Source organism: Streptomyces sp. GbtcB6 (genome assembly GCF_019091475.1).
In the GTDB taxonomy this organism is placed as follows: Bacteria; Actinomycetota; Actinomycetes; order Streptomycetales; family Streptomycetaceae; genus Streptomyces; species Streptomyces hyaluromycini.
In genome coordinates, this window is record NZ_JAGXJL010000042.1 from 56,223 (window position 1) to 81,998 (window position 25,776).

Here is a 25,776-nt window from a genome sequence, read left to right on the forward strand (position 1 = left end):
GACAGACGCCGGGCGGTGGACCGTGGGCGCGGCGCCGGACCCCGCTGAGGCGACGGCCGCCCGCACCCCCACGGGTGCTTCACGCCGGTTCCTCATCGCTGCCGCCGTCACCTCCGTCGCCGCGCACCCCGAGGCGGAACGCGCCGAACTGGCCGACGACGTGCGCCGGATCGAGGAACTCTTCCTCGGGCCGCTCGGCTACCGCCGGGGCGCGGACCTCGCCCTCGATCCGACCCGCCGTCAACTCCAGGACGCGCTGAGGGCGTTCGCCACCGCCCCGGACCGCGGTCCTGAGGACTACGTGGTCCTCTATCTCGCCACGCACGGCGTCACCGCCGAGCACAGCGGACGCCACTACCTGCTGCTGCACGACAGCGACGCACGTGACCTGCGCGGCACCGCCCTGCCCGCAGAGGACCTGGTGTCGTACCTGTGGGAGGACACCGCCGTCGAACGCCTGCTCGTCCTCATCGACGCCTGCTACGCGGAGGAGGGCACGGACCGGGCGCTGCGCCGGGCCCTGGAGGACCGGCGCTTCCGGGAACCCGTCACCGGACACGGCGGTACCGGGCTCGTCCTGGTCGCGTCCTCCCGCCGCAAGGAGGAGACCTGGTCCGGCGCCCTGGCCGCCGCCTTCGACCGGGCCGTACGGCGCGAGGCCGTCGCCGGTCACACGCCCGACCGGATCGGCCTGGACCAGGTCATGGCGGCCATCAGCGTCGACCCCGAGGTCCCGCCCTCCCAGCGCCCCGTCTGGTCCCTCACCCACGCCACCGGGGACATCCCCGCCTTCCTGCCCAACCCCCGACACATCCCCGACGCGGCCGGGCTGAAGCTGGACGAGATCGACCGGATCGTCGCCGTCCGCACCCGCGAACGCGAGACCCGGGACCAGGACATGCGCGGCTTCTTCCTGCCCCGCGCCCGGGGCACCGACGTCCCCACCGAGGAGGTCTGGGACTTCACCGGGCGCCATGCCGCCCTGGGCGACCTCACCACCTGGCTCGACCCGCGCCGCACCGAGGAACGCCTCTGCGTGGTCACCGGCGACCCCGGGTCCGGCAAGTCCTCGCTGCTCGGCATGGCCGCCGTCCTCACCGACCCGCAGCGCGCAGCCGCCGTGCCCCGCCAGGAGCTGCCGCCCGTGCTGCCCCGGCCCGACGACATCGACGTCCGCGTCAACGCCGGCCACCTCTCCACCCGGCAGCTCCTGGACGCCCTCTCCGCCGCCGCGGGCTGCGCCGCCGACTCGCTGGGCGCCCTCGCCGCGCACCTCCAGACCCGGACCCGCCCGCTCGTCGTCCTCCTCGACTCCCTCGACGAGGCCCTGGCGCCGCACGAGGCCGTCGACGAACTCATCGCCCCGCTCACCGACCCGGCTCGCCGCCTGCCGGTACGCCTCCTGGTCGGCGCCCGCCCGCACATCGCCGCCCGGCTCCCCGCCGACGCGCCCCGCATCGACCTCGACTCCGAACGCCACGGCGACCCGGACGCCGTCCGTGCCTACACCCGCAAGCTGCTGTGCGCCCCCGGCTCGCTGCTGCGCACGGCCGACCCCCGGCTCCTCGAGGAGATCGCCGAGGCCGTCGCCGAGGCGGCCGGCCGCTCCTTCCTCGTCGCCCGCATCACCGCCCGTACCCTCGCCCGGGAACCGCGCCTGCCCGATCCGTCCGACCGGCGCTGGCGCGAGGAACTGCCGCGCCTGCCCGGCGAGGCCATGGAGCGCGACCTCGTCCAGCGCCTCGGCCCGCTCGCCCGGCGAGCCCGCGATCTCCTCCTCCCGCTCGCCTACGCCCAGGGCGCGGGCCTGCCCTGGGCGGGGGTGTGGCCCCGTATCGCCACCGCGCTCACCGGCCGGGACTACGGCGACGAGGACGTCGTATGGCTGCGGCACGCGGCAGGGTCGTACGTCGTGGAGGGCGTGGAGGAGGGCGGGTCGGTGTACCGGGTGTACCACCGGGCCCTCATCGAGCATCTGCGGGAGGGCCGGGACCCCCGGGCCGTCCAGCGGACCGTCACCGAGGTGTTGCGGGGCATCGAACACCCCTATGTGCGGCGGTACCTGGCGCTCCACGCCAGTGAGGGCGGGGTGCTGGACGGGCTGGTCCAGGACGCCTCCTTCGTGCTGGGCGCCGAACCGGGGCGCCTGCTGGCCGCGCTGCCCGGACTGCACACCCCGGAGGGGCGGCGGGCCGGGCAGGCGGTGCGGGATCTGGAGCCGGAGCTGCGGGAGCGGGCCGGGGCCGGGGCCGATCCGCAGGCCAGGGCGCGGCTGCGGCTCGCGGCGGTGTGCCGGAAGGCGCGGGCGCTGGCCGAATCGTGCGACGCGGGGGAGGCGGAGCTGCCGTGGCGGGCCCGGTGGGCGGCCTGGAACCCGCATGAGGGGGACCGGCGGTACGACGGGATGAGCATCGGGACGGGGAAGGGCGTGGTCGTCCCGCGGGAGAACGGAGCGCGGTTCCTGGATCTCACGCGGCGGGGCGGGGCCCGGTGGGTGGATCTGGACCACGGCGCGGTGACGGGCGCCTCCCAGGCGCAGGCCAACTGGTACAACGCGACACTGACAGCGGTACCCCAACTGCCCGACGCGGTGGCCGGGTTGTGGGCCGACCAGCTGCTCGCGCTGGAAAACGGACATGCGCCGACCATTGGTCATACCCGACTGCTCCACGTCTGGCAGCGGGACCAGAAGTCGACATGGCTGCTGCCGCCGGATGCGGCCGTCGACGCGGACACCGAGCGGGACTTCCCGATGGAGGCCGATCAACTGGCGGTACTTATAGGCCAGTTCGGACGCCCGGCTGCGGCGGCCCTGCGCTTCGACACCGGCCATCTCCTCGTCTACTCGCTCACCTCCGTCCCGCACTACCAGCCGCTCGACCGCAGGGCCCGCCGGCGGATGTGGTCCTGGGAGATCGCCGACTGGCAGGACCGGGCGGACCAGTTGACGGCCCCCCGCATCCGGGCGCTCTCCCCGCGCGACGGATGGCACATCACCGCGTGCACCGCGCCCCGCGAACTGTTGATGGGCCGTCTGCTGTTGGGCCACGCGGACGGCAGGGTCACCCAGTACTGGGCACTGGGTGAGGAGACCGAGGCGGAGGCAGTCACCGGACACACGGGCCACGTCACCGAGATGGCGCCGGTGTACGGCCACCCCCTGGGCCGGCTCCTCGTCACCGCGGGGGCGGACGGCACCGTACGGCTCTGCTCCCTCACCACCGGCGAGCCCGTCAGAACCCTCCTGCGCATCCCCGCCTACATCGCCTCGATCGCCGTGCACCGCGTCGGCCGCCAGTGGATCGTCGCCGTGGTCACGGCCGACGGCCAACTGCACCGCGTCGACCTCGACAGCGGCCGTCCGATCGGGCTCCCGCTGCGCGTCGACCGGGGCGCGTCCGTCCGGGCGGAGACCTTCGACCTCGGGCTCACCTCCTGTGTCTCGGTGCAGGGGCACAGCCGCGGTGTCCAGGTGTACGACCTCCTCACCGGCGACCGCGTCGGCGGCCAGGTCCTGGACCACGAGGCCGCCGCCCTGTGCCGGGCCGGCGGGACGGTCTGCGTCGGCGGCACCGACGGCGTCGTACGGCTGTGGCCGTCCCCGCACGCGGCGGACTCCAGCTATCTGACCGCACATGAGCGCGGGGTGCTCGCGGTAGGCGAGATCCGGGGGCCGTCCGGGGCGCCCGCACTGGTCAGCGTCGGCGCGGACCACGAAATCCGGTGCTGGGACCCCGGGCGGCCCCACGAGCTGTGGCGGCACCGCCATCCCGCCGACCGGCGCGGCTGGCAGGACCCGCTGGTCCACTGCGCCGCCGTGGGCCGTGACTTCGTCGCCACCGCCGAGTACCGGGGACACGTCAGGGTCCTGGTGCTGAGAGGGGGACTCCCGGCCGGCGAACAGGAGTTCACGATCCCGGAGATCCCGACCGCGCTCACCGTCGGCCGGGTGCGCGGCCGGGACGTGCTCGTCGTCGGCACCGACACCGGCCGGCTGGCCTGCTGGGACGTGGGAAGCGGCCGTATGTACGCCTACGGTCCGCAACCGGACACCGAGGTGTGGGCCAGCGCGCTCGCCCTGAGCCCCGACGGCTCCGGAAGACTGGCCGTGGGCGGACTCGACGGGTCGGTGCGCGAGTGGGCGCTGCCCTCCTGCCGCCCGCTCGGCCCGGCCCGTACCGCGCACCGGGGAGCCGTGCGCGGGCTCGTGTACACGCCCTCCGGGCTGGTCGGCTGCGGACTCGACACCCGTCTCGTCTCCTACGGCGACGGATGGGAGCGCCGGATGCCACGACCGCTGACCTCACTTCACCTGGCGGACGACGGGCTGCTGTGCGGGGACGACCGCGGGCAGATCTGGCGGCTGCGGGAGGGGCCGGAGGGGCGCCGGGTGGTGGAGGGGCTGGACGCCGTCCGGCCGGTCACGGCCGTCGCGACGCTGACGGTCGGGGGAGAACTCGCCGTCGTGGCGGGCGGGAGGGACGGCTCGCTCCAGGTCCGGGAGGCGGAGCACGGCACCCTGGTGCGGCGGCTGCGGCCGGTGGGGGACTCCGAGGTGGTTCACCTGGTCGGCGTGGACTCGGGCGAGGGAGAACTCAGGTTGTTCTCCCTCGGCGACGAAGGGCTGCTCCAGCACTGGGACTTCGGCCCGGAGGGCCTGCACACCTCGGCGGGAACCCCACGGTATCTTCCGCTGCCCCACGCCGACCCGGACGCGCCGCTGACGGTGGTTCCGGAGGATGGCGGTGGGACCCCGGCGCTGCTGTCGGTCTCGTACCCGAAGTACGACCGGGTGTCGGTACACGATGTGACACGGGACCGGTGCCTGGCCGACCGGTTGCCGGTTCACGAGTCCGCCTACCGGCCCCGTGCGGTGCGCTGCGCGGGCGTGCTGCTGGTGGTCGTGCCCGTAGGTGACGGATTCGCGCAGGTATTCGACATGGAGGCGGGTCGCTGGGCGCTCCTGCCGGTGCCGGACACATGGTTGCTCGCGGTCTTCGTGATTCCCGGCCCGGACGGCGACGAACTGCTCCTGATCAGCGACGACGGCGCCGCGATCGTCCCCTGGAAGGTGCTGCGTCCCCGGTTCGAGACCCCCGGCGCACCGCTGCCCCGATCCCGCCGGCTTCGGTGGCTCGGCCCGCTCCGCCGTTGTCTTCCCCGTTCCCTTCTCACCCCCGGCACCGCGCCGATCGCCACCCATGAGTACGGGATCCCCCTCGTCTACCCCGATCACATCGTCCTCTTCCCGGACCGCGAGACCTGCGCGATGGCAGAGGGCACCCGCGTCGCCGTCCTCCGCGTCCGCTCCGGGGACGTCCTCCGTACGATCGACCTCCCCTCGCTCTGCACCGCCCTCGCCACCGGCCCCGCGGGCGAACTGATCGTCGGCACCGAGAACGGCGTGATCCTGTTCGACTGACCCCGGAAATCCTCTCCTCGTCATGCCTACCGGTCGGTATGCTCACGGCGCCAGGCACCGCCGCCCCCAGGAGGAACCATGCCCCGCACCGCCCTCCGCATCTGCCCCCTGTGCGAGGCCACCTGCGGCCTGACCCTCACCATCGAGGGCACCCGCGTCACCGGAGCCCGCGGTGACCGCGACGACGTGTTCAGCAAGGGGTTCATCTGCCCGAAGGGCGCCTCCTTCGGCGCCGTCGACGGTGACCCCGACCGGCTGCGCACCCCACTGGTCCGCAGGGACGGCGAGCTGCGTGAGGCGACCTGGGCGGAGGCCTTCGACGCGGTGGCCGCCGGGGTGCGGGGTGTCGTCGAGCGGTACGGCCCGGACTCCGTCGGTGTGGTCCTCGGCAACCCCAACGTGCACACCGTGGCCGGCGGCCTCTACCCGCAGGTCCTCGTCGGCGCCCTCGGTACCCGCAGCGTCTTCACCGCGTCCACGGTCGACCAGATGCCCAAGCACGTCTCCAGCGGACTGCTCTTCGGCGACGCCAACGCGATACCGGTGCCCGACCTGGACCACACCGACCACCTCCTCCTCATCGGCGCCAACCCCCTGGAGTCCAACGGCAGTCTGTGCACCGCCCCCGACTTCCCCGGCAAGCTCAAGGCCCTCAAGGCCCGCGGCGGCACCCTCACCGTCATCGACCCGCGCCGCACCCGTACCGCCAGGCTCGCCGACCGGCACATCGCCATCCGGCCCGGCGCCGACGCCCTGTTGCTCGCCGCGATGGCCCAGGTCCTCTTCGAGGAGGGCCTGGTGGACCTGGGCCGCCTCGCCCCGCACATCGACGGACTCGACGAACTCCGCGCCGAGCTCGGTGACCTCACGCCGGACGCGGTCGCCGACGCCTGTGACGTGGACGCCGGGACGATCCGCGCCCTCGCGCGTGAACTCTCCGCCGCGCCGACGGCCGCCGTATACGGCCGCATCGGCAGCTGCACCGTCCCGCACGGCACCCTCGCCAGCTGGCTCGTCGACGTCCTCAACATCCTCACCGGCAACCTCGACCGGCCCGGCGGCGCGCTCTTCCCGCAGGCCGCCACCGACCGGACCCTGCGCCCTGCCGGACCCGGCCGGGGCTTCGCGCTCGGGCGCTGGCACTCCCGGGTGAGCCGGTACCCGGAGGCCAAGGGCGAGTTGCCGCTCTCCGCGCTCGCCGAGGAGATCGACACCGCCACGGCGGAGGGCGAGCCGATCCGGGCGCTCATCGCCGTCGCCACCAACCCGGTGCTCTCCGCGCCCGACGGCGACCGCCTCGACAAGGCCCTGGGCTCCCTCGACTTCATGGTCAGCGTCGACCCCTACCTCAACGAGACCGCACGCCACGCCGACGTCGTGCTGCCCCCGCCGCCGCCCTCGCAGAGCCCGCACCACGACTTCGCCTTCAACACCCTCGCCGTACGCAACCAGGTCCGCTACTCCCGCCCCGCCGTCCCGCTGGAACCCGGCAGGATGGCGGAGACCGAGATCCTGGCCCGCCTGGTCCTCGCGGCCGGCGGCATGCACGGCGCCGAACCGTCCGCCGTGGACGACATGGTCATCGGCCAGACCCTGGGCAAGGCGGTCAGGGAGACCCACTCGCCCGTGCACGGCCGGGACCCGCAGGAACTCGCCGGCCGGCTCACCGGGGACACCGGTGCCGAGCGCCGGCTCGACCTGATGCTGCGCCTCGGCCCCTACGGCGACGGCTTCGGCGTACGGCCCGACGGCCTCACTCTGGAGCAGCTGCTGGCCCACCCGCACGGCATCGACCTCGGGCCCCTCGCATCCCGCCTCCCGCAGCCGCTGAAGACCAGGAGCGGCAAGGTCGAACTGCTGCCGCGGCCGATCGCCGACGACCTGCCCCGGCTGCGTGCGGCCCTCGCCGGCCGCCCCGCCGGTCTGGTCCTCGTCGGCCGCCGCCACCTGCGCTCCAACAACAGCTGGATGCACAACGTGCCCGCCCTCACGGGCGGCACCAACCGCTGCACCCTGCACATCCACCCCGAGGACGCCGAACGGCTCGGCGTGCGCGACGGTGCCGACGTACGCGTCAAGGGCGCCGGCGGCGAGGTGGTCACCCCCGCCGAGGTCACCGACGGCGTCCGGCCCGGTGTCGTCAGCCTCCCGCACGGCTGGGGCCACAACCGCCCCGGCACCCGGCTCAGCCACGCCGCCACCGCCCCCGGCGTCAACGTCAACCAGCTCCTCGACGGCAGCCTGCTCGACCCGCTGTCCGGCAACGCCGTCCTCAACGGCATCCCCATCGAGGTGACCGCAACCTCGTGACCTGGACTTTCGCGCTTATTGCTCGCGTGTCAACGTCTTGTTAACGACGTTTGACGCGACCTAACGTCGTCGCACCGCCGGCCCTGGTGGGAGTTCAAGGGCGAACGTTAGGTATCCACTCATGCTGACCATCCTCGGCTTCGCCATGATCGCGACCTTCCTGGTCCTGATCATGCTGAAGAAGATGTCGCCGATCGCGGCGCTCGTGCTGATTCCCGCGCTGTTCTGCGTGGTCGTCGGCAAGGGCGCCCACCTCGGCGACTACGTCATCGACGGCGTCACCAGCCTCGCGCCCACCGCGGCGATGCTCATGTTCGCGATCGTCTACTTCGGTGTGATGATCGACGTCGGCCTCTTCGACCCGGTCGTCAAGGGGATCCTGAGGTTCTGCAAGGCCGACCCGCTGCGGATCGTCGTCGGTACGGCCGTACTCGCCGCGATCGTCTCGCTCGACGGCGACGGCTCCACCACCTTCATGATCACCGTCTCGGCGATGTACCCGCTGTACAAGCGCCTGAAGATGAGCCTGGTCGTGATGACCGGTGTCGCCGCGATGGCCAACGGCGTGATGAACACCCTGCCCTGGGGCGGACCCACCGCCCGCGCCGCGACCGCGCTCAAGCTGGACGCGAGCGACATCTTCGTGCCGATGATCCCGGCGCTGGCCATGGGCCTGCTGTTCGTCTTCGCCCTCGCCTACGTCCTCGGCCGCCGCGAGCGCAAGCGGCTCGGCATGCTGACCCTGGACGAGGCGCTGGTGGAGGAGCCCCGCACGGAGACCGTTCTGGTCGGTGCCGGTGCCGGTGCCGGTGCCGGTGCCGGTGCGGCTGCCGGTGTCGGCACCGGCAAGAGCGCCCGGAGCGCCGGTGGCTCCGGTGCCGACGCGGACGCGCCCGGCGAGCCGGAGGGCGACGGCTTCCAGGGCCTCGACCCGCACCGCGAGACCCTGCGCCCCAAGCTGTACTGGTTCAACGCGCTGCTCACGGTCGTCCTGCTCACCGCCATGATCATGGAGTGGCTGCCGATCCCGGTGCTGTTCCTGCTCGGCGCGGCCCTGGCGCTCACCGTCAACTTCCCCCAGATGCCGGCCCAGAGGGCCCGGATCGCCGCGCACGCCGAGAACGTCCTCAACGTCTCCGGCATGGTCTTCGCCGCCGCCGTCTTCACCGGCGTCCTCCAGGGCACCGGCATGGTCGACCACATGGCCGAGTGGCTGGTCGGCAACATCCCCGACGGCATGGGCCCGCACATGGCCCTCGTCACCGGCGTGCTGAGCATTCCGCTCACGTACTTCATGTCGAACGACGGTTTCTACTTCGGCATCCTCCCGGTGCTCGCCGAGGCCGGCCAGGCCCACGGCGTCTCCGCCGTGGAGATCGCCCGCGCCTCGATCGTCGGCCAGCCGCTGCACATGTCCAGCCCGCTGGTCCCCGCCGTCTACGTCCTGGTCGGCATGGCCAAGGTCGAGTTCGGCGACCACACGCGGTTCGTCGTGAAGTGGGCCGCGGTGACATCGCTGGTGGTGCTCGGGGCAGGAATCCTGTTCGGGACTATGTGACATAGCACTCGGGAGTATGTGACATACCACTGGGAGGTTTCACCATGGCGCCCGGCAGGAACCGCCGCTGGCTGCTCCGTCTCGTCATCGCCTTCGGCTTCGCCCAGGGGGCGGTGTCGATGGCCCGGCCCGCCGTCTCCTACCGGGCGCTCGCCCTCGGCGCCGACGAACGGGCCATCGGCGTCATCGCGGGTGTCTACGCCCTGCTCCCGCTCTTCGTCGCCGTACCGCTCGGCCGCCGCACCGACCACGGCCGCTGCGCCCCCCTGCTGCCCGTCGGCGTCGTACTGATATCCGGCGGCTGCGCGCTCAGCGGACTCGCCGGCTCCCTCTGGACGATGGCCCTGTGGAGCGGGGTGATGGGCCTGGGCCACCTCTGCTTCGTGATCGGCGCGCAGTCCCTGGTGGCCCGCCAGTCGGCCCCGCACGAACAGGACCGCAACTTCGGCCACTTCACCATCGGGGCGTCGCTCGGCCAGCTGATCGGGCCGATCGCGGCCGGCGCGCTGATCGGCGGCCACGACATGGCGGGCAGCAGCGCGCTGGCCCTGGTGGCGGCGGGCGCGGGAGGGGCCGTCGCGCTCACGTCGTTGTGGCGCATCGAGGACCGTACGACGGTCATGTCCCGTACGGCGGGCGGGGACCGGGTGCCGGTGGGCCGCATCCTCCGCGCCCGGGGCGTCCCGGCCGGCATGCTGATCAGCCTCTCGGTGCTGTCCGCGACCGACATCCTGACCGCGTACCTTCCGGTGGTCGGCGAGCACCGGGGCATCTCCCCGGCCGTGATCGGCGTGCTGCTCAGTGTGCGGGCGGGGGCGACGATCGCCTGCCGGCTGGTGCTCACCCCGTTGCTGCGGCTGCTGGGGCGGCCGGTGCTGCTGACCGTCACCTGCTTCGTGGCGGCGCTGCTGTGTGCGGGGATCGCGCTGCCCGTGCCGGTGTGGGCGCTGGGTGTGATGCTGGCCGTCCTCGGCTTCTGTCTGGGGGTGGGGCAGCCGCTGTCCATGACGACGGTGGTGCAGGCGGCGCCGGACGGGGCGCGGTCGACCGCGCTGGCGCTGCGGTTGACCGGGAACCGGCTGGGGCAGGTGGCCGCGCCGGCCGCGGCGGGGCTGGTGGCCGGGGTGGCGGGCGTTGCGGCGCCGTTCGTGATGCTGGGGGCGTTGCTGCTGGTGTCCTCGGGGGTTGCTCTGCGGTCGCCGGAGCGGACGGAGGGGGCGCCCGGCGGGGTGGGGGCGGATGCGTCGTTGCGGCCGCCGCGTCGTGGTGGCTGGTCGCGCAGTTCCCCGCGCCCCTAGGGAGTTGCCGTGCCGCTCACTGAACGGATCCGCCCGTCCCCGGCGCGGTGCCGGACCTGGACGGGTGAAAACGGCCGGGAAAGCCGGACCGGGACCAGTCCAAGCCCCTAGGAAGGGGGCATGCACACTCATTCCCTCCGTAACCGGTCGGCCCTCGCGGTGGCCGGGATCCTGCTCGCCGGTGCTCCGACCGCGTACGCGGCGCTGGCGGACGGCCATTCCGCCGCCGTGCCGGCGCGCGGCAAGCCGTACATCGAGACCCGGCTGCTCTTCGGCACCGCCCGCCCGGACGGCGGACCCGCCGTCACCGACCGGCAGTTCACGGCCTTCGTCGACAAGGAGGTCACCCCGGACTTCCCCGACGGGCTCACCGTGCAGAACGGGCGCGGGCAGTGGCGGGACGCGCACGGGACGATCGAGAAGGAGCGGTCGTACGAGCTGATCCTGCTCTATCCGGAGTCGGCGGCGAAGGGCAGTGACCGGAAGATCGAGGAGATCCGGCGGGCCTACGAGAAGGCCTTCGCGCAGGAGAGCGTGGGCAGGGTGGACGAACACGCCCAGGTCGACTTCTGAGGGTGCCCCAGTGACGTGTCCCAGGGCATGTCTGGCGCGCTAAAACTATCGCCGCTAGTTTGTGACTCGGACGACACAGCCCCGCCGGGAGGAAGCAGCATGAAGGCACACGACGGCCTGTACATCGACGGCGCCTGGCGCGCCGCCGAGAGCCGGGACGTGATCGAGGTCGTGAACCCGGTCGACGAGCAGGTCGTCGGCCGGGTCCCGGCGGGCGGGGCGCTGGACGTGGACACCGCCGTACGCGCCGCCCGTGCCGCCCTCCCGGCCTGGGCCGCCACCCCGCCCGCCGAGCGGGCCGCCCGGCTCGCCGCCCTGCGCGATGTGCTCGCGGCCCGGAAGGACGAGATCGCCGAGACGGTCACCGCCGAGCTCGGCTCCCCGCTCCAGTTCTCCCGGACGGTCCATGCGAGCGTGCCGATCGCGGTCGTGGACTCGTACGCGGAACTGGCGGCCACCCACCCCTTCGAGGAGAAGGTCGGCAATTCCACCGTCCACCAGGAGCCGGTGGGCGTGGTCGGCGCGATCACGCCCTGGAACTACCCGCTGCACCAGATCGTCGCCAAGGCCGCCCCGGCGCTCGCCGCCGGCTGCACGGTCGTGCTGAAGCCCGCCGAGAACACCCCGCTCACCGCCCAGCTGTTCGCGGAGGCGGTGGACGAAGCGGGCTTCCCCGCCGGTGTGTTCAACCTGGTCACCGGTCTCGGTCCGATCGCCGGACAGGCCCTCGCCGAGCACCCGGGCGTCGACCTGGTCTCCTTCACCGGCTCCACGGCCGTCGGCAGGCAGATCGGCGCGGTGGCCGGCGCGGCCGTGAAGAAGGTCGCACTCGAACTGGGCGGCAAGTCCGCGAACGTCATCCTCCCGAGCGCCGACCTCGCCAGGGCCGTCAACGTCGGTGTGGCCAACGTGATGTCCAACTCCGGCCAGACGTGCAGCGCCTGGACCCGGATGCTGGTGCACGCCGACCAGTACGAGGAGGCGGTGGAGCTGGCGGCCACGGCGGCCGCCAAGTACGGCGAGCGGATCGGGCCGGTCGTCAGCGCCAGGCAGCAGGCCAGGGTGCGCGGTTACATCGAGAAGGGCATCGCGGAGGGCGCGCGGCTGGTCGCCGGCGGTCCTGAATCCCCACGTGAAGAGGGCTACTTCGTCAGCCCGACGGTCTTCGCCGACGTGACCCCCGAGATGACGATCGCCCAGGAGGAGATCTTCGGCCCGGTCCTGTCGATCCTGCGCTACGAGGACGAGGACGACGCCCTGCGCATCGCCAACGGCACGGTCTACGGGCTCGCGGGCGCCGTCTGGGCCGGGGACGAGGCGGAGGCGGTGGCCTTCGCCCGGCGCATGGAGACCGGCCAGGTCGACATCAACGGCGGCCGGTTCAACCCCCGTGCCCCGTTCGGCGGTTACAAGCAGTCGGGCGTCGGGCGAGAGCTCGGCGCGCACGGCCTCGCCGAGTACCTCCAGACCAAGTCCCTGCAGTTCTGAGGAGGTTGCTCCGATGACTCGTACGGTCCGAGCCGCCGTGCTGCCCGCCGTGGGCGCCCCGCTGGCGGTCACCGAGATCGAGCTGCCGGACCCCGGCCCCGGCCAGGTCCGGGTCCGGCTCGCCGCCGCCGGCGTCTGCCACTCCGACCTCTCCCTGTCCGACGGCACCATGCGGGTGCCGGTCCCGGCGGTCCTCGGCCACGAGGGCGCGGGCACCGTGGCGGCCGTGGGGGAGGGGGTCACCCGGCTGTCGCCCGGCGACCCGGTCGTCCTCAACTGGGCGCCCTCCTGCGGAAGCTGCCATGCCTGCACGCTCGGCGAGGTCTGGCTGTGCGCCAACGCGCTGAACGGCTCCGCCGACGTCTACGCCCGTACGGCGGACGGCACCGACCTGCACCCCGGCCTGAACGTGGCCGCCTTCGCCGAGGAGACGGTGGTCGCCGAGTCCTGCGTCCTCCCGCTCCCCGCGGACATCCCGCTCACCGACGCGGCCCTTCTCGGCTGCGCGGTCCTCACCGGGTACGGCGCCGTCCACCACTCGGCGCGGGTCCGCAGGGGCGAGACGGTGGCGGTGTTCGGCGTCGGCGGAGTGGGCCTGGCCACCGTCCAGGCGGCCCGGATCGCGGGCGCGTCCAGGATCATCGCGGTGGACGTCTCGGCGGAGAAGGAAGGCCTCGCGCGCGCCGCCGGCGCCACGGACTACGTCGTCGCCTCCGACACCACGCCCCGCGAGATCCGCGCCCTCACCGGCAAGCAGGGCGTCGACGTCGCCGTGGAGTGCGTGGGCCGCGCGGTCAGCATCCGCGCGGCCTGGGAGTCCACCCGCCGGGGCGGCCGTACGACGGTGGTCGGCATCGGCGCCAGGACCGAACAGGTCACCTTCAACGCCCTGGAGCTCTTCCACTGGGGCCGCACCCTCTCCGGCTGCGTCTACGGCAACTCGGACCCGGCCCGTGACCTGCCGTTGCTCGCCGAACACGTCCGGGCGGGCCGGCTGGACCTGACCGCACTGGTGACCGAGCGGATCGCGCTGGAGGACATCCCGGTCGCCTTCGAGAACATGCTCGCGGGGAAGGGCGGCCGGGCGCTCGTGGTGTTCTGACCGGCCGTCACGGCACCTGTTCGGAGCGGGGCTCCCCGGCCGTGGTCACGGTCCGGGGAGCGCGCGTCCGTGCCCGGGACCGGGACACGGCCACACCGGCCAGGCACAGCACCCCGCCCGCCAGGGTGACCGGCCCGGGGACCTCGCCGAGGGCCAGCCATGACATCAGCACCACCAGCGCCGGGACGGCGTACGTCGTCGCGCCCATCCGGCTCGCGGTGGTGCGGGCCAGGGCGTATGCCCAGGTCGTGAAGGCGAGCGCGGTCGGGAAGATGCCGAGGTACACCATGTTGAGGGTGGCGGACAGGGGCGCGTCGGCGGCCTGGTGCACCAGCTGCCCGGTGAACGGCAGACAGGCGACGGCGCCGACGAGGCACCCGTACGTCGTGGCCTGGAGCGCGCTCGCCCGGGCCAGCGCGGGTTTCTGGGAGACCACACCGGCGGCGTAGGCAACCGCCGCGAGCAGGCACAGCACCACACCCAGCACCGAGGAGCCGCCCCCGCCGGCCATCGACAGCCCCACGGTCACGGCGCCCGCGAACGACACCGCCATCCCCGCGAGCAGCCGGGGCGGCATGGGATCCCCGAGCAGCCGGGATCCGAGCAGGGCGATCAGCAGGGGGCCGACGTTCACCACGAGGGCCGCCGTCCCCGCGTCCACCTGCTGCTCGCCCCAGTTGAGGGCGACCATGTAGAAGCCGAACCACAGCACGCCGGATATCGCGATGCCGCGCCAGGCCGGCCTGGGCGGCGGCGGTACCCGCCGCACCGCACAGATGAGCCCGAGCGCGAGTGCCCCGGCCGACATCCGCCCGAGCGCGAGCGCCCCCGGAGAGTAGGCCGCCCCGGCACTGCGGATCGACACGAAGGCGGAGGCCCAGAGCACGACGGTGACACAGGCGGCAACGGTCGGGAGAAGGTGCGGTCGGGCCGGGACGGCTTGGTTCGTCATACCGCCGAGGGTAGGGACCGGAGCCGGCCGGACGCTGGCGGATTTCGGACGGGTGGTCGAGGAGGGGTCCGTCGAGCGGCGGTTGCTACCGGGAACGGCTCTCGACGAGCCGGGTGAGGCTGTCCAGGACGCGCTCCAGTCCGAAGCCGAAGGCGTATTCGGGGTTGTACACACCCTGGTGAGCCTCGCCCGCGGCCCGTCCGACCCGGGCCGCGAGGGGGAACCGGACGGGATCGAAGACCCTGGCCAGAAGGGGTGCGTTGGCGGCCCACCACTGCTCGTCGGACATGGCGCTGTCGCGGGCGGCGGCCTGGTTGTCGAGGTCGGCGCGCGCCACGGACTGGACGAAGCCGAGCAGGAAGGTGAGGGCCGCGTCCATCTCGACGTCGTCGAGCCCGAGGCCGTCGAACGCGGCCAGTTCGTGTTCGTACTTGGTCATGAGCCCGGGGCCGAGCGGCGGGCGGGTGGTGGGCAGGGTCGCCACCCAGGGGTGGCGCCTGTACAGGTCACGGTTCTCGCGCGCGACGGCCTGCACCCTCGTACCCCAGGGGGCGTCGGTGTGATCGGTGCGCGGCATCTGGAGGTAGGCGGTGTCCAGCATGAGGTCGAGCAGCTCGGCCTTGCCCGGGACGTAGGTGTAGATCGTCATCGGCGTGACGCCCAGCCGCTGGGCGACGCTGCGCATGGTCAGGGTGTCCAGCCCACCGGAGTCGGCCAGTTCGATGGCGGCCTGGACGACGGCGTCGACCGTCAACCCCTGTTTGGGGCCGCGCCGGGGGCCGCCCTTTCCGGGCTCGCGCCACAGCAGTTCCAGTGTGCGAGCGGGGTCGTCCGCACCGCTTCGTTCCTTGGCCATGCGCCCCATCTTTTCCGCGGAGGATCTCTGCCGCCACCTCACACTCTGTACGATGTATAAAATACAACGTACAGAGATAGTGCTCAGGAGGAACCATGGAGATCACTTCCACCGCCGTCTGCCTGACCGTCGACGATGTCCCCGCCTCCGCCGCGTTCCTGACCCGGCACTTCGGGTTCCAGGAGGCCATGGCTGCCGACGGCTTCGCCTCCCTGGTGCGCGAGGACACCGTCCAGGTGATCTTCCTGCGGCGCGGCATCGAGGTTCTGCCCGAGGGGGTGCGGGAGCGGCGTGCCGCGGGCGTGATCACCGCGTTCACCGTGGCCGACCTGGACGCCGAACACGAGCGGCTGCGGAGCGAGGGTGTCCCCATCACCATGCCGCTGCGCGAAGAGCCGTGGGGTGAGCGCCTTTTCCAGGTCACCGACCCCAACGGCGTGATCCTCCAGCTCGTCGGCTGGGCCGCCCCCGGCGACCGGTGAGCCGGAAGCCGTTCTCAGGCGGTCGTCTCCGTCACCCGCGCGAACTGCTCGGCCAGTCCGTCCAGCAGCGCCCGCAGCCCCGTCTCGAAGGCCCGCTCGTCCACCTTCTCCTGTTGTTCCGCGAGCAGGTGGGCCTGGCCCAGATGCGGATAGTCGGCCGGGTCGTACGCGCTCGCGTCGTCCACGAAGCCCCCGGCGAACGACCCGAGCGCCGACCCCATGATGAAGTACCGCATCAGCGCTCCGATCGACGTCGCCTGCGCCGGCGGCCACCCCGCGTCCACCATCGCGCCGTAGACCGCGTCGGCGAGCCGGAGTCCGGCCGGGCGGCGGCCGGGGCCCCGGGCGAGGACCGGGACGATGTTCGGGTGGTCCCGCAGCGCCCTCCGGTACGACACCGCCCAGTCGTGCAGCGCGGTCCGCCAGTCCCGGTCGTGGCCGTTCTCGAACATCGACAGGTCGACCTGCGCGCTGACCGAGTCCGCGACCGCCTCCAGGATCTCGTCCTTGGTGCGGAAGTGGTTGTAGAGGGAGGGCCCGCTCACCCCCAGCTCGGCCGCGAGCCGACGCGTGGAGACGGCCGCCAGTCCCTCCGCGTCCACGAGTTCCCGTGCCGCCAGGACGATCCGGTCGGTGCTGAGGAGGGGCTTGCGCGGTCGGGCCATGGCGCACATAGTAGGGCTGCAGGAATAAACTAGCAGTGCTAATTTAAAGGGTGATCGCATGGTGAACCTGGGGCTCAGCGAGGAGCAGACAGCCGTACGGCAGCTCGCCCGGGACTTCGTCGAACGCGAGATCACCCCGAGCGTGATCGCCTGGGACCGCGCCGAGGAGGTCGACCGGGGGATCGTGAAGAAGCTCGGCGAGGTCGGCTTCCTGGGGCTGACCATCGACGAGGAGTACGGCGGCTCGGGCGGCGACCATCTCGCGTACTGCCTGGTGACGGAGGAACTGGGCCGCGGGGACTCCTCGGTCCGCGGGATCGTGTCCGTCTCCCTCGGTCTGGTGGCCAAGTCGATCGCGGCCTGGGGGAGCGAGGAGCAGAAGCGGCGCTGGCTGCCGGGGCTCACCTCCGGCGGGTACGTCGGCTGCTTCGGCCTCACCGAACCCGGCACCGGCTCCGACGCGGGCAACCTCACCACCCGAGCCGTTCGCGAAGGCGACGACTATGTCGTCAACGGCACCAAGATGTTCATCACCAACGGCACCTGGGCCGACGTCGTCCTCCTCTTCGCCCGCTCCACCGACGCCCCCGGCCACAAGGGCGTCTCCGCCTTCCTCGTGCCGGCCGACACCCCCGGCCTCACCCGCCGTCCCCTGCACGGCAAGCTCGGCCTGCGCGGCCAGGCCACCGCCGAACTCGTCCTGGAGGACGTCCGGGTACCCGCCTCCGCGATGCTCGGCCCGGAGGGCAAGGGCTTCTCGGTCGCCATGTCGGCGCTCGCCAAGGGGCGGATGTCGGTCGCCGCCGGCTGTGTCGGGATAGCTCAGGCCGCACTGGACGCGGCCGTGAGGTACGCCGGGGAGCGCGAGCAGTTCGGCACGCCGATCGCCGGGCACCAGCTCGTCCAGGAGCTGATCAGCGACATCGCCGTCGACGTGGACGCGGCCCGGCTGCTGACCTGGCGGGTCGCCGACCTGATCGACCGGGGGCTGCCGTTCGCCACCGAGTCCTCCAAGGCCAAGCTCTTCGCCTCCGAGGCCGCCGTGCGCGCCGCCAACAACGCCCTCCAGGTCTTCGGCGGCTACGGCTACATCGACGAGTACCCGGCCGGCAAACTCCTGCGCGACGCCCGCGTGATGACCCTCTACGAGGGCACCAGCCAGATTCAGAAGCTGCTCATCGGGCGGGCGCTGACGGGCGTCTCGGCGTTCTGAGTACGTCCCTGAGTATCCCGACGGATGTGGCGCGGGCCACGTCCGGCGATGCTCGATCCATGAGTGACACACCAGTCAGACAGCAGAACACGGCCGCCTTCTACGGGCAGGCCGTCGCCTCCTTCGGCCTCGCCATCACGGCCACCGCCATCGGCATCTTCCGGCTGCACGCCGACGCCTGGGTGCGCGGCTTCCTCGGCATCGCCGTGCTCTACCTCGTCACCTCCGCCTTCACGCTCGCGAAGGTCATCCGCGACCGCCAGGAGGCCGGGCAGATCGTCAGCCGGGTCGACCAGGCCAGGCTGGAGAAGCTGCTCGCCGAACACGACCCCTTCGAAAAGCTCTGACCCGCGGGAAAAGCTCTGAGCGGGCACACTAAGCGCTCGCTCAGCTTCGGCGGTATGGTGGAGCTCCGGTATCGAGAGGGGCGAGCAAGCGATGAGTACGGCGGAGGAGACGACCGGCGGCGAGGTCGAGCCGTGGGAAGAGGTCACCCCTGACGCGGCCCGGCGACTGCTGGTCGCCGCCGTGGAGGCCTTCGCCGAGCGCGGCTACCACGCCACCACCACCCGCGACATCGCGGGCCGCGCCGGTATGAGCCCCGCCGCGCTCTACATCCACTACAAGACCAAGGAGGAGCTGCTCCACCGGATCAGCCGCATCGGCCACGACAAGGCCCTGGAGATCCTCCAGACGGCCGCCCGGCGCGAGGGCACCGCCACCGAGCGGCTCGCCGACGCCGTCAGCTCCTTCGTCCGCTGGCACGCCGGGCGGCGCACCACCGCGCGGGTCGTGCAGTACGAGCTCGACGCCCTCGGCCCCGACGCCCGCGCCGAGATCCTCGACCTGCGCCGCCAGGTCGACGCCGAGGTGCGCGGGATCATCCAGGAGGGCGTCGCGGCCGGCGAGTTCGACGTCATCGACGTGCACGGCACCACCCTCGCGGTGCTGTCGCTGTCCATCGACGTCGCCCGCTGGTTCAACGTCAACGGCCCCCGGACCCCGGAGGAGGTCGGCGCGCTCTACGCCGACCTCGTGCTGCGGATGGTCGGGGCCAAGTAGCCGCGGAGCCGCTCAGAGGTAGTACCGGGACACCGACTCCGCGACGCAGACCGGCTTGTCGCCGCCTTCGCGCTCCACGCTGAAGCCGACGGTCACCTGGACGCCGCCCGTGACGTCCTCCACGCCGGTGATCGTCGCGGTGGCGCGCAGCCGCGAGCCGACCGGGACGGGGGAGGGGAAGCGGACCTTGTTGGTGCCGTAGTTCACACCCATCTTCACGCCCTCGACCTTGATCAGCTGGGGGCCGAAGAGCGGGAGCAGCGACAGGGTGAGGTAGCCGTGCGCGATGGTCGTGCCGAACGGGCCGGCGGCCGCCTTCTCCGGGTCGACGTGGATCCACTGGTGGTCGCCGGTCGCGTCCGCGAACAGATCGATCCGCTTCTGGTCGACCTCCAGCCAGTCGGTGTAGCCCAGCTGCTCGCCCACGGCCGCCTTCAGCTCGTCGGGGGAGGTGAAGATCCTCGGTTCTGCCATGTTGCCGGCCCTCTCGCAGTCACGGGTCACGCGTGCATTGTCTAAGCAACTGCTTAGCATGGTCGGGTACGGGCCCCCTGTCAACGGACCGCGACCGGCGCCGGTGGGTAGTCTCTGCGGGGTGCCGCAGATTCCCGAGAAGATCCAAGAGCTGAGCGTGGGCCAGTTGTCCGCGCGCAGCGGCGCCGCCGTCTCCGCACTGCACTTCTACGAGTCCAAGGGCCTCATCAGCAGTCGGCGGACCTCCGGCAACCAGCGCCGCTACACCCGCGACACGCTCCGCCGCGTCGCCTTCGTCCGGGCGGCACAGCGGGTCGGCATCCCCCTCGCGACGATCCGCGAAGCCCTCTCGGAACTCCCCGAGGAGCGCACGCCGACCCGGGAGGACTGGGCCCGCCTCTCGGAGGCGTGGCGCACGGAACTGGACGAACGCATCAGGCACCTCAACCGTCTGCGCGATCACCTGACGGACTGCATCGGCTGCGGGTGCCTGTCCTTGAGCAGCTGCGTGCTGTCCAACCCGGACGACGCGTTCGGCGAACGCCGCGCCGGCTCACGTCTGATGCCGGAGAGGACCGGCGAGGGACGGTGAAGTGTTCTGCGTGGGCGGTGCGACCCCCGTACGCCCCGCCCACGCAGAAGACCGCGAGGGCCGGTCAGTAGGAGCCGGTGGAGCCGCTCCAGGTCCGCGCACCGCCGTCGTAGAAGCCCTTCGCGTACGACTTCACGTCGATGTCGTTGACCATCTTGGTGTAGCAGCCCGTGGAGCCGTTCGGCACGGCGCAGGTGTACTCCTTGCCGTCGCTGGTCCGGTGGACGGTGACCCACGGGACCGACTGGTCCTGCGGGACGTAGGTGGCATGCGAGATCCGTGCCCAGGCCGCGCGGCAGCTGGGGCTGTAGCGCAGTTCCACGTACGCCGCGCCGAGCCAGACGGCGCCGTTCGAAGGCGTGATGGCGTCGCTCTGGCAGTAGGTGGCGGGGTCCTTGCCCTCGCAGCCGGAGCCGTAGCAGCCGGCGGCGTTCGCGGGAGCGGCGATCGCGGTACCCGCCGCGGCCAGGGCCAGGACGGTCAGCGACGCGGCCCAGTTGCGAACCTTCATTGTCTTGCTCCTCATCAATGTCCCTGCCGCGTAAGGCAGTTGACCCGGTCGTCCCCCTGACGACCGGTGATGTGAGGATTTAGGATCCGTCTTGCGAAAACCTTGTGACGGAGGTCCGTTGAAGCTCCTTCTGCTCGGTCCGCTGGAACTGCGTGTCGCGGGGGCCGGGATGGACCTGGGGCAGCCGCGCAGGCAGGCGGTGCTCGCCGCGCTCGCCGCCGACGCCGGGCGGCCTGTCACCCTGGAGACACTGGTCGGCCGGCTCTGGGACGGCGATCCGCCGGACGCCGCGCGCTCCGTCGTCTACTCCCACATCAGCCGCCTGCGGCGGCTCCTGGACGAGGCCGCGGCCAGGGAGAGCGGCGCGGCGGCGGTGCGGCCGTCGATCCGCCTCGGCAAGATCTCCGGCGGATACCTGCTGGAGGCGGACGAGGACGCCGTCGACCTGGCACGGTTCCGCTCCCTCGTCGCGCGCGGGCGCGAGCCGCTGTCCCCCGACACGGAGCGCGCCGGCTTCCTGGAGGAGGCGCTGCGGCTGTGGCGGGGCACTCCGCTGCCCGGACTGTCCGGCGCCTGGGCCGAACGGATGCGCACGGCCTGGAGCCAGGAGCGGATCGAGGCGGCGCTGGCCTGGGCGCAGACCTGTCTGCGGCAGGGCAGCCCGGAGCGGGTGCCCGAGCTGCTGCGGCCCCTGCTGGCCGACCACCCCCTGTCCGAGCAACTCGCCGTGGCCCTGATGCGCTCGCTCGCCGCCGTCGGCTCGACCACGGACGCGCTGCACGTCTACACCGGTATCCGCCGGCAGCTGGCCGACGAGCTGGACCTGCCGCCCGGTCCCGAACTGCGGTCGGCGTACGAGGAGGTGTCGAGCGGAGCCGCCGTACGGGAACGGCCGGCCCCGCAGCTGCCCGCGGCTCCAGTTCCGGCCCAACTGCCCATGGACATACGGCCCTTCACGGGACGTGACGCGCAACTCGCCGACCTGACCCGGGCCCTGATCCCCGGCGTCGGCACGAACGGGGCCGCCGCGGCGGTCGTGTCCGCCGTCTCCGGCACCGCGGGCATCGGCAAGACGGCGCTCGCCGTGCACTGGGCGCACCGGTCGCGGGACGCCTTCCCCGACGGGCAGCTGTACGTCGACCTCAGGGGCTACGACCCGCAGAGACCGGTGTCCGCGGCCCAGGCGCTGACCGGTTTTCTCACCGCCCTCGGCGTGCCCCGGCAGGAGATCCCGCTGCGTCTGGAGGACCGGGCGGCGCGCTACCGGACGGCCCTCGACGGACGCCGGCTGCTGGTCGTCCTGGACAACGCCGCGTCCGCCGCCCAGGTCAGGCATCTGCTCCCGGGCAGCCCGGACTGCCGGACGCTGATCACCAGCCGGGACTCGCTGGGCGCGCTGGTCTCGGTCAACGGCGCCCACCGCGTGGTGCTCGACGCGCTCTCCCGCACCGACTCCCTCGCCCTGCTGCGGGCGTTGATCGGTGCGCGGATCGACGCGGAGCGCTCGGTCGCCGCCGATCTGGCGGACCAGTGTGCCCGGCTGCCGCTCGCCCTGCGGGTGGCCGCGGAGCTGGTGCTCTCCCGCCCCGCCGAGCCGCTCGCCCGTCTGGTGGCCGAACTCCACGACCACCAGCGCCGGCTGGACCTGCTGGACTCCGGCGACGACCCGCGGGCCGCCGTACGCGCCGTCTTCTCCTGGTCCTACGCCCGCCTCGCCGAACTGCCCGCCCGGCTCTTCAGGCTGCTCGGCCTGAACCCCGGTCCCGACACGGACGCCCACGCGGCCGCCGCACTGGCCGGCGAGTCCGTGGAAGCGGTACGGCGGGCGCTCGACCTGCTGGCCCGCGCCCACCTGCTGAACCGCACCGCCGCCGGCCGGTACGGCATGCACGACCTGCTGCGCGTGAACGCGGCGGAGCTGGCCGCCCGCCACGACCCGGCGGCGGACCGCGAGGCCGCCCTCGTCCGGCTGCTCGACCACTGCCTCGCCGCGTCCGCGGCCGCCATGGACGTCCTCTACCCGGCCGAACGCCACCTGCGCCCCGCCGTCGAGCGGCCCGGCACCGGACTGCCGCCGTTGCGGACCGCCGAGGAGGCCCGCGCCTGGCTCGCCGCCGCGCAGCCCACGCTGGTGGCGCTGTGCTCGCGCACCGAGGAGCCCGGTCCGTCCGGGCACACCGTGCGCATCGCCACCACACTGCACCGCCACTACGAGCGCTCCGGGCACTACACGGACGCCCTGACCGTCCACACCTACGCGCTGCGGGCCGCACGGTCGGTGGGGGACGCGCGAGGCGAGGCCGATGTCCTGGTCTGCCTCGGCGCCGTGCACCGCAGGCTCGGCGACTACGACAGCGCGCAACAGCTCCACGACACCGCTCTCGCGCTGTGCCGCCGGATCGGCTACGCGGCGGGCGAGGCCCGGCACCTCACCAACGTGGGGGTCCTGCACGAACTGCGCGGACGCTACCGGGAGGCCGCCGAGCAGCACGAGCGAGCGGTCGCGCTGTTCCGCTCGGTCGGCGACGCGCCCGGCGAGGCGGACGTGCTCAACAACCTCGGTATCGTGCTGGAACTGCTGGAGGACTTCGAGGCGTCGGTCGAACGCTACGAGCGGGCCCTGGAGCTGTACCGGGCCGTGCACCACTCCCTCGGCGAGGCAAGCGCCCTCGGCAACCTCGGCATCCTGGTGGCACGGCTGGGCGACCACGCCGCGGCGGCCCGGCACTTCGAGCGTGCCCTGACGCTGTTCCGGCGGCTGGCGAACGCGGCGGGCACGGGGCACGCCCTGTCCAACCTCGGCAACGCGCTCAGCGGTCTGGGCCGCCACGAGGAGGCAGCCGGGCACCAGCGCGAGGCCCTCGACCTGTTCCGCCGGATCGGAGAGCGCTATGGCGAGACCGGCGCGCTCAACGGCCTCGGCGAGGCCCTGCACGGGCTCGGGCGGGCCGCCGAGGCGCTGGCGGCCCACGCGGAGGCGCTGGAGGTCGCGCGTGAGATCGACGAACAGGAGGAACAGGCGCGGGCGCACGTGGGGGCGGCGGCGGTGCTGAGGGACGGCGAACCGGAAGAGGCCGACGCTCGTCTCCGCGAGGCCCTGGACCTCTACACGGCGCTGGGCTCGCCGCGGGCGGAGGAGGTGCGCGGGATGCTCGGGGAGCGCTGACCGTGGTCGTTCGGGTGCGGGTGGGTGGGGGCTGATCGCGCCCGCGCGGCGGAGCCGCAAATCAAATACAGCCTCGCGCCCCTAAAAGCATCAGCCGCGGGCAGTCGTGCCGCTGGGGCGGCACGGGTGGGCGCGGGCGGCACCCGGCAAGCGCCGGTGAGCGTCCCCACCCCCGCCCCGCCCCCACCCCGGGCGCCTACTCGAACTCGGTCCCCCCTTTTCGTGTCAGGTACGCCCCGCTCACCGCCTTCGCGATCGCCCGGCCCCCGGTCACCGCGCTGTACCGCTCCACCACCGGCCGGATCACCACGCCCTCGCGCAGGTGCAGCCCCCGCCCGGACACGGTCTCCCGTCCGCTCGCCACCTCCAGTACCCGGTCGATGTCGTACGGCCCCTCGAACAGCCGTGGTACGAGCGGCAGTTCGCCCTCCAGGAACTCCGCCGCGTCCAGCCACCGCACCGCCCCGTCGATCTCGGCCGACACGTCGAACGCGGCGTACCCGAGCGACTCCCGTCGTCCGTCGGCGCCGTACGTCAGGTCCTGGACCCCCGCCCCGTACACCTCCCCGAAGATCCCCACCCGGCGGGCGCCGAGCCGTTCGGCGAGGCGCCGGGCCACGTCGGCGACGCCGTGACCGCGTATCGCCCGCCAGTAGAGGTTGCGCGGATCCTCCGTCAGGGCCAGGGACTTCGCGCCGAAGCCCTTGGAGGACACGTACACCCGGTCCTCGCCGGCGACATACGTGAGCAGGCACGCCGAACCGTGCAGCTTCTCGGTGAGGACCACCGGTTCGCCGGGCTCGAAGATGCCGGGGTAGCGCTGGATGTTCTCGATGTCGACCCAGGGCAGCAGGTCGGGTGCCGACTCGACGTCCCCGTTCATCGTGGGCGGGACCGGCGGTACCCACTTGGTGATGCCGAGGGTCTCCGCGAAGTCGGTGCCCTCCGCCGCGGCCCGCGCCAGGTCGACGCCGGCCAGCGCCTTCGGACGGCACACGATCCCCTGTGACAGCTCTCCGCGCAGCCGCACCGCCCTGACCCGGTCCGCGGCGCTTCCCGCCAGCCGCCCGGTCAGTCCCAGTTCCTCGATCAGTCCGGCCGGCAGCACGGCCTGTTCGGGGATGTACAGGGCGGTCTCGCCGGTGCGGTACACGCCCTTGGCGACGACCGCGCGGTAGAGGCCCACCTGGGCCAGCTCCAGCGCGTCGGCGTTGGGGTGTTCGTGGACGGTCAGCACTTCGGCGGTGACGCGCAGCGTCGACATCGGTACTCCTCGCTCGGAGGGAACCCGCGGGGCTCCTCGGACGGGCTTCCTCAGTTGGGTTTCATCGGACCCAACTCTCCGGACGGGAAAGGGGTGGAACCAGCGGATTAGCCGCTGCTATGGCGTCGCGGGCCACTCCCAGCGGATGCCGAAGCGGCAGGGGCCGGCGGCGAGTGCCACCGCGTGCACCGAGCCCGCGGTGTCCAGGCGGAGCGGGTGGGCGCGCGGATGGGCGTCCAGCGCCGTGGTGCGGAAGGAGTAGCAGGCCGACGGCAGCGCCTCGGCGGCGAAGCGGACCTCCAGCAGGTGCTCGCGCATGGGCACGTGGATGGCGGTCTCCAGCCGCTGCGAGTACGGCCGGGGTTCGCGGTGTTCGAGGGTGTAGTCGACGATCACGGTCTCCCCGCGGGCCAGCGGGTGGTCGAACAGCATCTCCGCCGCCACCAGACCGTCCTCCGGGATCTCGACGACCCGGCCCAGGCGGCAGGGCGGCGCGAGCCGGACCCGGGGCGGCGGTCCGGGGGAGTCCAGCCGGTACAGCGCGATCCACCGGTCGGCGCCGTCGGCCTCGGCGCGCTGCAGCCGTCGGCTGGGCAGCGAGGCCGGGCGGCGGTCCGGGCCGACCTCCAGGCGGTTGTGGCAGCTCAGCCGCGTCAGGCTGTCGTCCCAGCGGGTGTCGATCGTGTCCAGGGCGGCGCTGATGTCACGGCGCCCCGACCAGGTCTCGGCCAGCCCGGGATGGCTGGGCGGCCCAGGCAGCCAGCGGCCGCGCGGGCGGGGCGGGCCGA

General features: G+C 72.9%; 20 protein-coding genes. 13 read left to right on the top strand and 7 right to left on the bottom strand.

Translation table 11 applies throughout. The annotated features are described in order from the left end of the window. Positions 1-22 precede the first annotated feature (22 nt). The 7 genes from KVT45_RS42535 to KVT45_RS42565 all read left to right on the top strand — a co-directional run bounded on the left by KVT45_RS42535 (position 23) and on the right by KVT45_RS42565 (position 13,751). A complete protein-coding gene (locus tag KVT45_RS42535) occupies positions 23-5,422 on the top strand; it encodes a caspase family protein (protein ID WP_217554851.1) in 5,400 nt (1,799 codons plus the stop codon). 78 nt (positions 5,423-5,500) lie between these two features. Continuing rightward, positions 5,501-7,732 (top strand): molybdopterin oxidoreductase family protein, encoded by a 2,232-nt coding sequence (locus tag KVT45_RS42540; protein WP_217554852.1) that lies wholly within the window; start codon positions 5,501-5,503, stop codon positions 7,730-7,732. 121 nt (positions 7,733-7,853) lie between these two features. Beyond that, a complete protein-coding gene (locus KVT45_RS42545) occupies positions 7,854-9,290 on the top strand; it encodes a CitMHS family transporter (RefSeq protein WP_217554853.1) in 1,437 nt (478 codons plus the stop codon). A gap of 44 nt (positions 9,291-9,334) precedes the next feature. Beyond that, the gene (locus tag KVT45_RS42550) at positions 9,335-10,588 is read left to right on the top strand and encodes an MFS transporter (protein ID WP_217554855.1); all 1,254 of its coding nucleotides are present in this window, start codon (positions 9,335-9,337) and stop codon (positions 10,586-10,588) included. A 120-nt stretch (positions 10,589-10,708) separates the two neighbouring features. After that, entirely contained in the window at positions 10,709-11,161 is a 453-nt protein-coding gene (locus tag KVT45_RS42555) for a DUF3574 domain-containing protein (protein WP_217554857.1), read from the top strand. A gap of 99 nt (positions 11,162-11,260) precedes the next feature. Continuing rightward, on the top strand, positions 11,261-12,649 hold the full coding sequence (locus KVT45_RS42560; protein ID WP_217554858.1) for an aldehyde dehydrogenase family protein: 1,389 nt from the start codon (positions 11,261-11,263) through the stop codon (positions 12,647-12,649). A gap of 13 nt (positions 12,650-12,662) precedes the next feature. Next, a complete protein-coding gene (locus KVT45_RS42565) occupies positions 12,663-13,751 on the top strand; it encodes a Zn-dependent alcohol dehydrogenase (protein ID WP_217554860.1) in 1,089 nt (362 codons plus the stop codon). Positions 13,752-13,758: 7 nt separating this feature from the next. On the opposite strand, the gene KVT45_RS42570 is transcribed toward KVT45_RS42565, so the two are convergent. Both KVT45_RS42570 and KVT45_RS42575 read right to left on the bottom strand, forming a co-directional pair. Beyond that, on the bottom strand, positions 13,759-14,703 hold the full coding sequence (locus tag KVT45_RS42570) for a DMT family transporter (RefSeq protein WP_217554862.1): 945 nt from the start codon (positions 14,701-14,703) through the stop codon (positions 13,759-13,761). An 85-nt stretch (positions 14,704-14,788) separates the two neighbouring features. Further along, positions 14,789-15,559, bottom strand: a complete 771-nt coding sequence (locus KVT45_RS42575; protein ID WP_217554863.1) for a TetR/AcrR family transcriptional regulator — start codon at positions 15,557-15,559, stop codon at positions 14,789-14,791. 95 nt (positions 15,560-15,654) lie between these two features. Here KVT45_RS42575 and KVT45_RS42580 point away from each other — a divergent pair, with 95 nt between their 5' ends. Next, the gene (locus KVT45_RS42580) at positions 15,655-16,041 is read left to right on the top strand and encodes a VOC family protein (protein ID WP_217554864.1); all 387 of its coding nucleotides are present in this window, start codon (positions 15,655-15,657) and stop codon (positions 16,039-16,041) included. Between the two features lie 14 nt (positions 16,042-16,055). Here the strand turns inward: KVT45_RS42580 and KVT45_RS42585 are convergent, their stop codons facing one another. Further along, entirely contained in the window at positions 16,056-16,706 is a 651-nt protein-coding gene (locus tag KVT45_RS42585; RefSeq protein ID WP_217554865.1) for a TetR/AcrR family transcriptional regulator, read from the bottom strand. 61 nt (positions 16,707-16,767) lie between these two features. Here KVT45_RS42585 and KVT45_RS42590 point away from each other — a divergent pair, with 61 nt between their 5' ends. From KVT45_RS42590 to KVT45_RS42600, 3 genes are all read left to right on the top strand, one after another. Further along, the gene (locus KVT45_RS42590; protein ID WP_217554874.1) at positions 16,768-17,919 is read left to right on the top strand and encodes an acyl-CoA dehydrogenase family protein; all 1,152 of its coding nucleotides are present in this window, start codon (positions 16,768-16,770) and stop codon (positions 17,917-17,919) included. A gap of 59 nt (positions 17,920-17,978) precedes the next feature. After that, positions 17,979-18,266, top strand: coding sequence for a YiaA/YiaB family inner membrane protein (locus tag KVT45_RS42595; protein WP_217554866.1), 288 nt, complete (start codon positions 17,979-17,981; stop codon positions 18,264-18,266). Between the two features lie 91 nt (positions 18,267-18,357). After that, a complete protein-coding gene (locus KVT45_RS42600) occupies positions 18,358-18,981 on the top strand; it encodes a TetR/AcrR family transcriptional regulator (RefSeq protein ID WP_217554867.1) in 624 nt (207 codons plus the stop codon). A 12-nt stretch (positions 18,982-18,993) separates the two neighbouring features. Here the strand turns inward: KVT45_RS42600 and KVT45_RS42605 are convergent, their stop codons facing one another. Continuing rightward, on the bottom strand, positions 18,994-19,455 hold the full coding sequence (locus KVT45_RS42605; RefSeq protein ID WP_217554875.1) for a MaoC family dehydratase: 462 nt from the start codon (positions 19,453-19,455) through the stop codon (positions 18,994-18,996). Positions 19,456-19,576: 121 nt separating this feature from the next. Between KVT45_RS42605 and soxR the strand changes: the two genes are divergently transcribed. Then, positions 19,577-20,047 (top strand): redox-sensitive transcriptional activator SoxR, encoded by a 471-nt coding sequence (soxR, locus tag KVT45_RS42610; protein WP_217554868.1) that lies wholly within the window; start codon positions 19,577-19,579, stop codon positions 20,045-20,047. A 64-nt stretch (positions 20,048-20,111) separates the two neighbouring features. On the opposite strand, the gene KVT45_RS42615 is transcribed toward soxR, so the two are convergent. Next, positions 20,112-20,558: a DUF2690 domain-containing protein gene (locus KVT45_RS42615; RefSeq protein ID WP_254648161.1), complete on the bottom strand. Its 447-nt coding sequence runs from the start codon at positions 20,556-20,558 to the stop codon at positions 20,112-20,114. 118 nt (positions 20,559-20,676) lie between these two features. Here KVT45_RS42615 and KVT45_RS42620 point away from each other — a divergent pair, with 118 nt between their 5' ends. Further along, positions 20,677-23,724 (top strand): tetratricopeptide repeat protein, encoded by a 3,048-nt coding sequence (locus KVT45_RS42620; RefSeq protein WP_254648162.1) that lies wholly within the window; start codon positions 20,677-20,679, stop codon positions 23,722-23,724. A 196-nt stretch (positions 23,725-23,920) separates the two neighbouring features. Here the strand turns inward: KVT45_RS42620 and KVT45_RS42625 are convergent, their stop codons facing one another. Both KVT45_RS42625 and KVT45_RS42630 read right to left on the bottom strand, forming a co-directional pair. Then, positions 23,921-24,988: an RNA ligase (ATP) gene (locus KVT45_RS42625; RefSeq protein ID WP_217554871.1), complete on the bottom strand. Its 1,068-nt coding sequence runs from the start codon at positions 24,986-24,988 to the stop codon at positions 23,921-23,923. Between the two features lie 117 nt (positions 24,989-25,105). Continuing rightward, on the bottom strand, positions 25,106-25,776 hold a 671-nt coding region (locus KVT45_RS42630; protein ID WP_217554872.1), incomplete at its 5' end, for a hypothetical protein.

Coding starts and splice junctions, on each gene's coding strand:
- KVT45_RS42625 (WP_217554871.1), bottom strand. CDS start 24,988: ATGTCGACGCTGCGCGTCACCGCCGAAGTGCTGACCGTCCACGAACAC.
- KVT45_RS42580 (WP_217554864.1), top strand. CDS start 15,655: ATGGAGATCACTTCCACCGCCGTCTGCCTGACCGTCGACGATGTCCCC.
- KVT45_RS42600 (WP_217554867.1), top strand. CDS start 18,358: ATGAGTACGGCGGAGGAGACGACCGGCGGCGAGGTCGAGCCGTGGGAA.
- KVT45_RS42540 (WP_217554852.1), top strand. CDS start 5,501: ATGCCCCGCACCGCCCTCCGCATCTGCCCCCTGTGCGAGGCCACCTGC.
- KVT45_RS42565 (WP_217554860.1), top strand. CDS start 12,663: ATGACTCGTACGGTCCGAGCCGCCGTGCTGCCCGCCGTGGGCGCCCCG.
- KVT45_RS42605 (WP_217554875.1), bottom strand. CDS start 19,455: ATGGCAGAACCGAGGATCTTCACCTCCCCCGACGAGCTGAAGGCGGCC.
- KVT45_RS42615 (WP_254648161.1), bottom strand. CDS start 20,558: ATGAAGGTTCGCAACTGGGCCGCGTCGCTGACCGTCCTGGCCCTGGCC.
- KVT45_RS42550 (WP_217554855.1), top strand. CDS start 9,335: ATGGCGCCCGGCAGGAACCGCCGCTGGCTGCTCCGTCTCGTCATCGCC.
- KVT45_RS42575 (WP_217554863.1), bottom strand. CDS start 15,559: ATGGCCAAGGAACGAAGCGGTGCGGACGACCCCGCTCGCACACTGGAA.
- KVT45_RS42545 (WP_217554853.1), top strand. CDS start 7,854: ATGCTGACCATCCTCGGCTTCGCCATGATCGCGACCTTCCTGGTCCTG.
- KVT45_RS42555 (WP_217554857.1), top strand. CDS start 10,709: ATGCACACTCATTCCCTCCGTAACCGGTCGGCCCTCGCGGTGGCCGGG.
- KVT45_RS42595 (WP_217554866.1), top strand. CDS start 17,979: ATGAGTGACACACCAGTCAGACAGCAGAACACGGCCGCCTTCTACGGG.
- KVT45_RS42570 (WP_217554862.1), bottom strand. CDS start 14,703: ATGACGAACCAAGCCGTCCCGGCCCGACCGCACCTTCTCCCGACCGTT.
- KVT45_RS42560 (WP_217554858.1), top strand. CDS start 11,261: ATGAAGGCACACGACGGCCTGTACATCGACGGCGCCTGGCGCGCCGCC.
- KVT45_RS42585 (WP_217554865.1), bottom strand. CDS start 16,706: ATGGCCCGACCGCGCAAGCCCCTCCTCAGCACCGACCGGATCGTCCTG.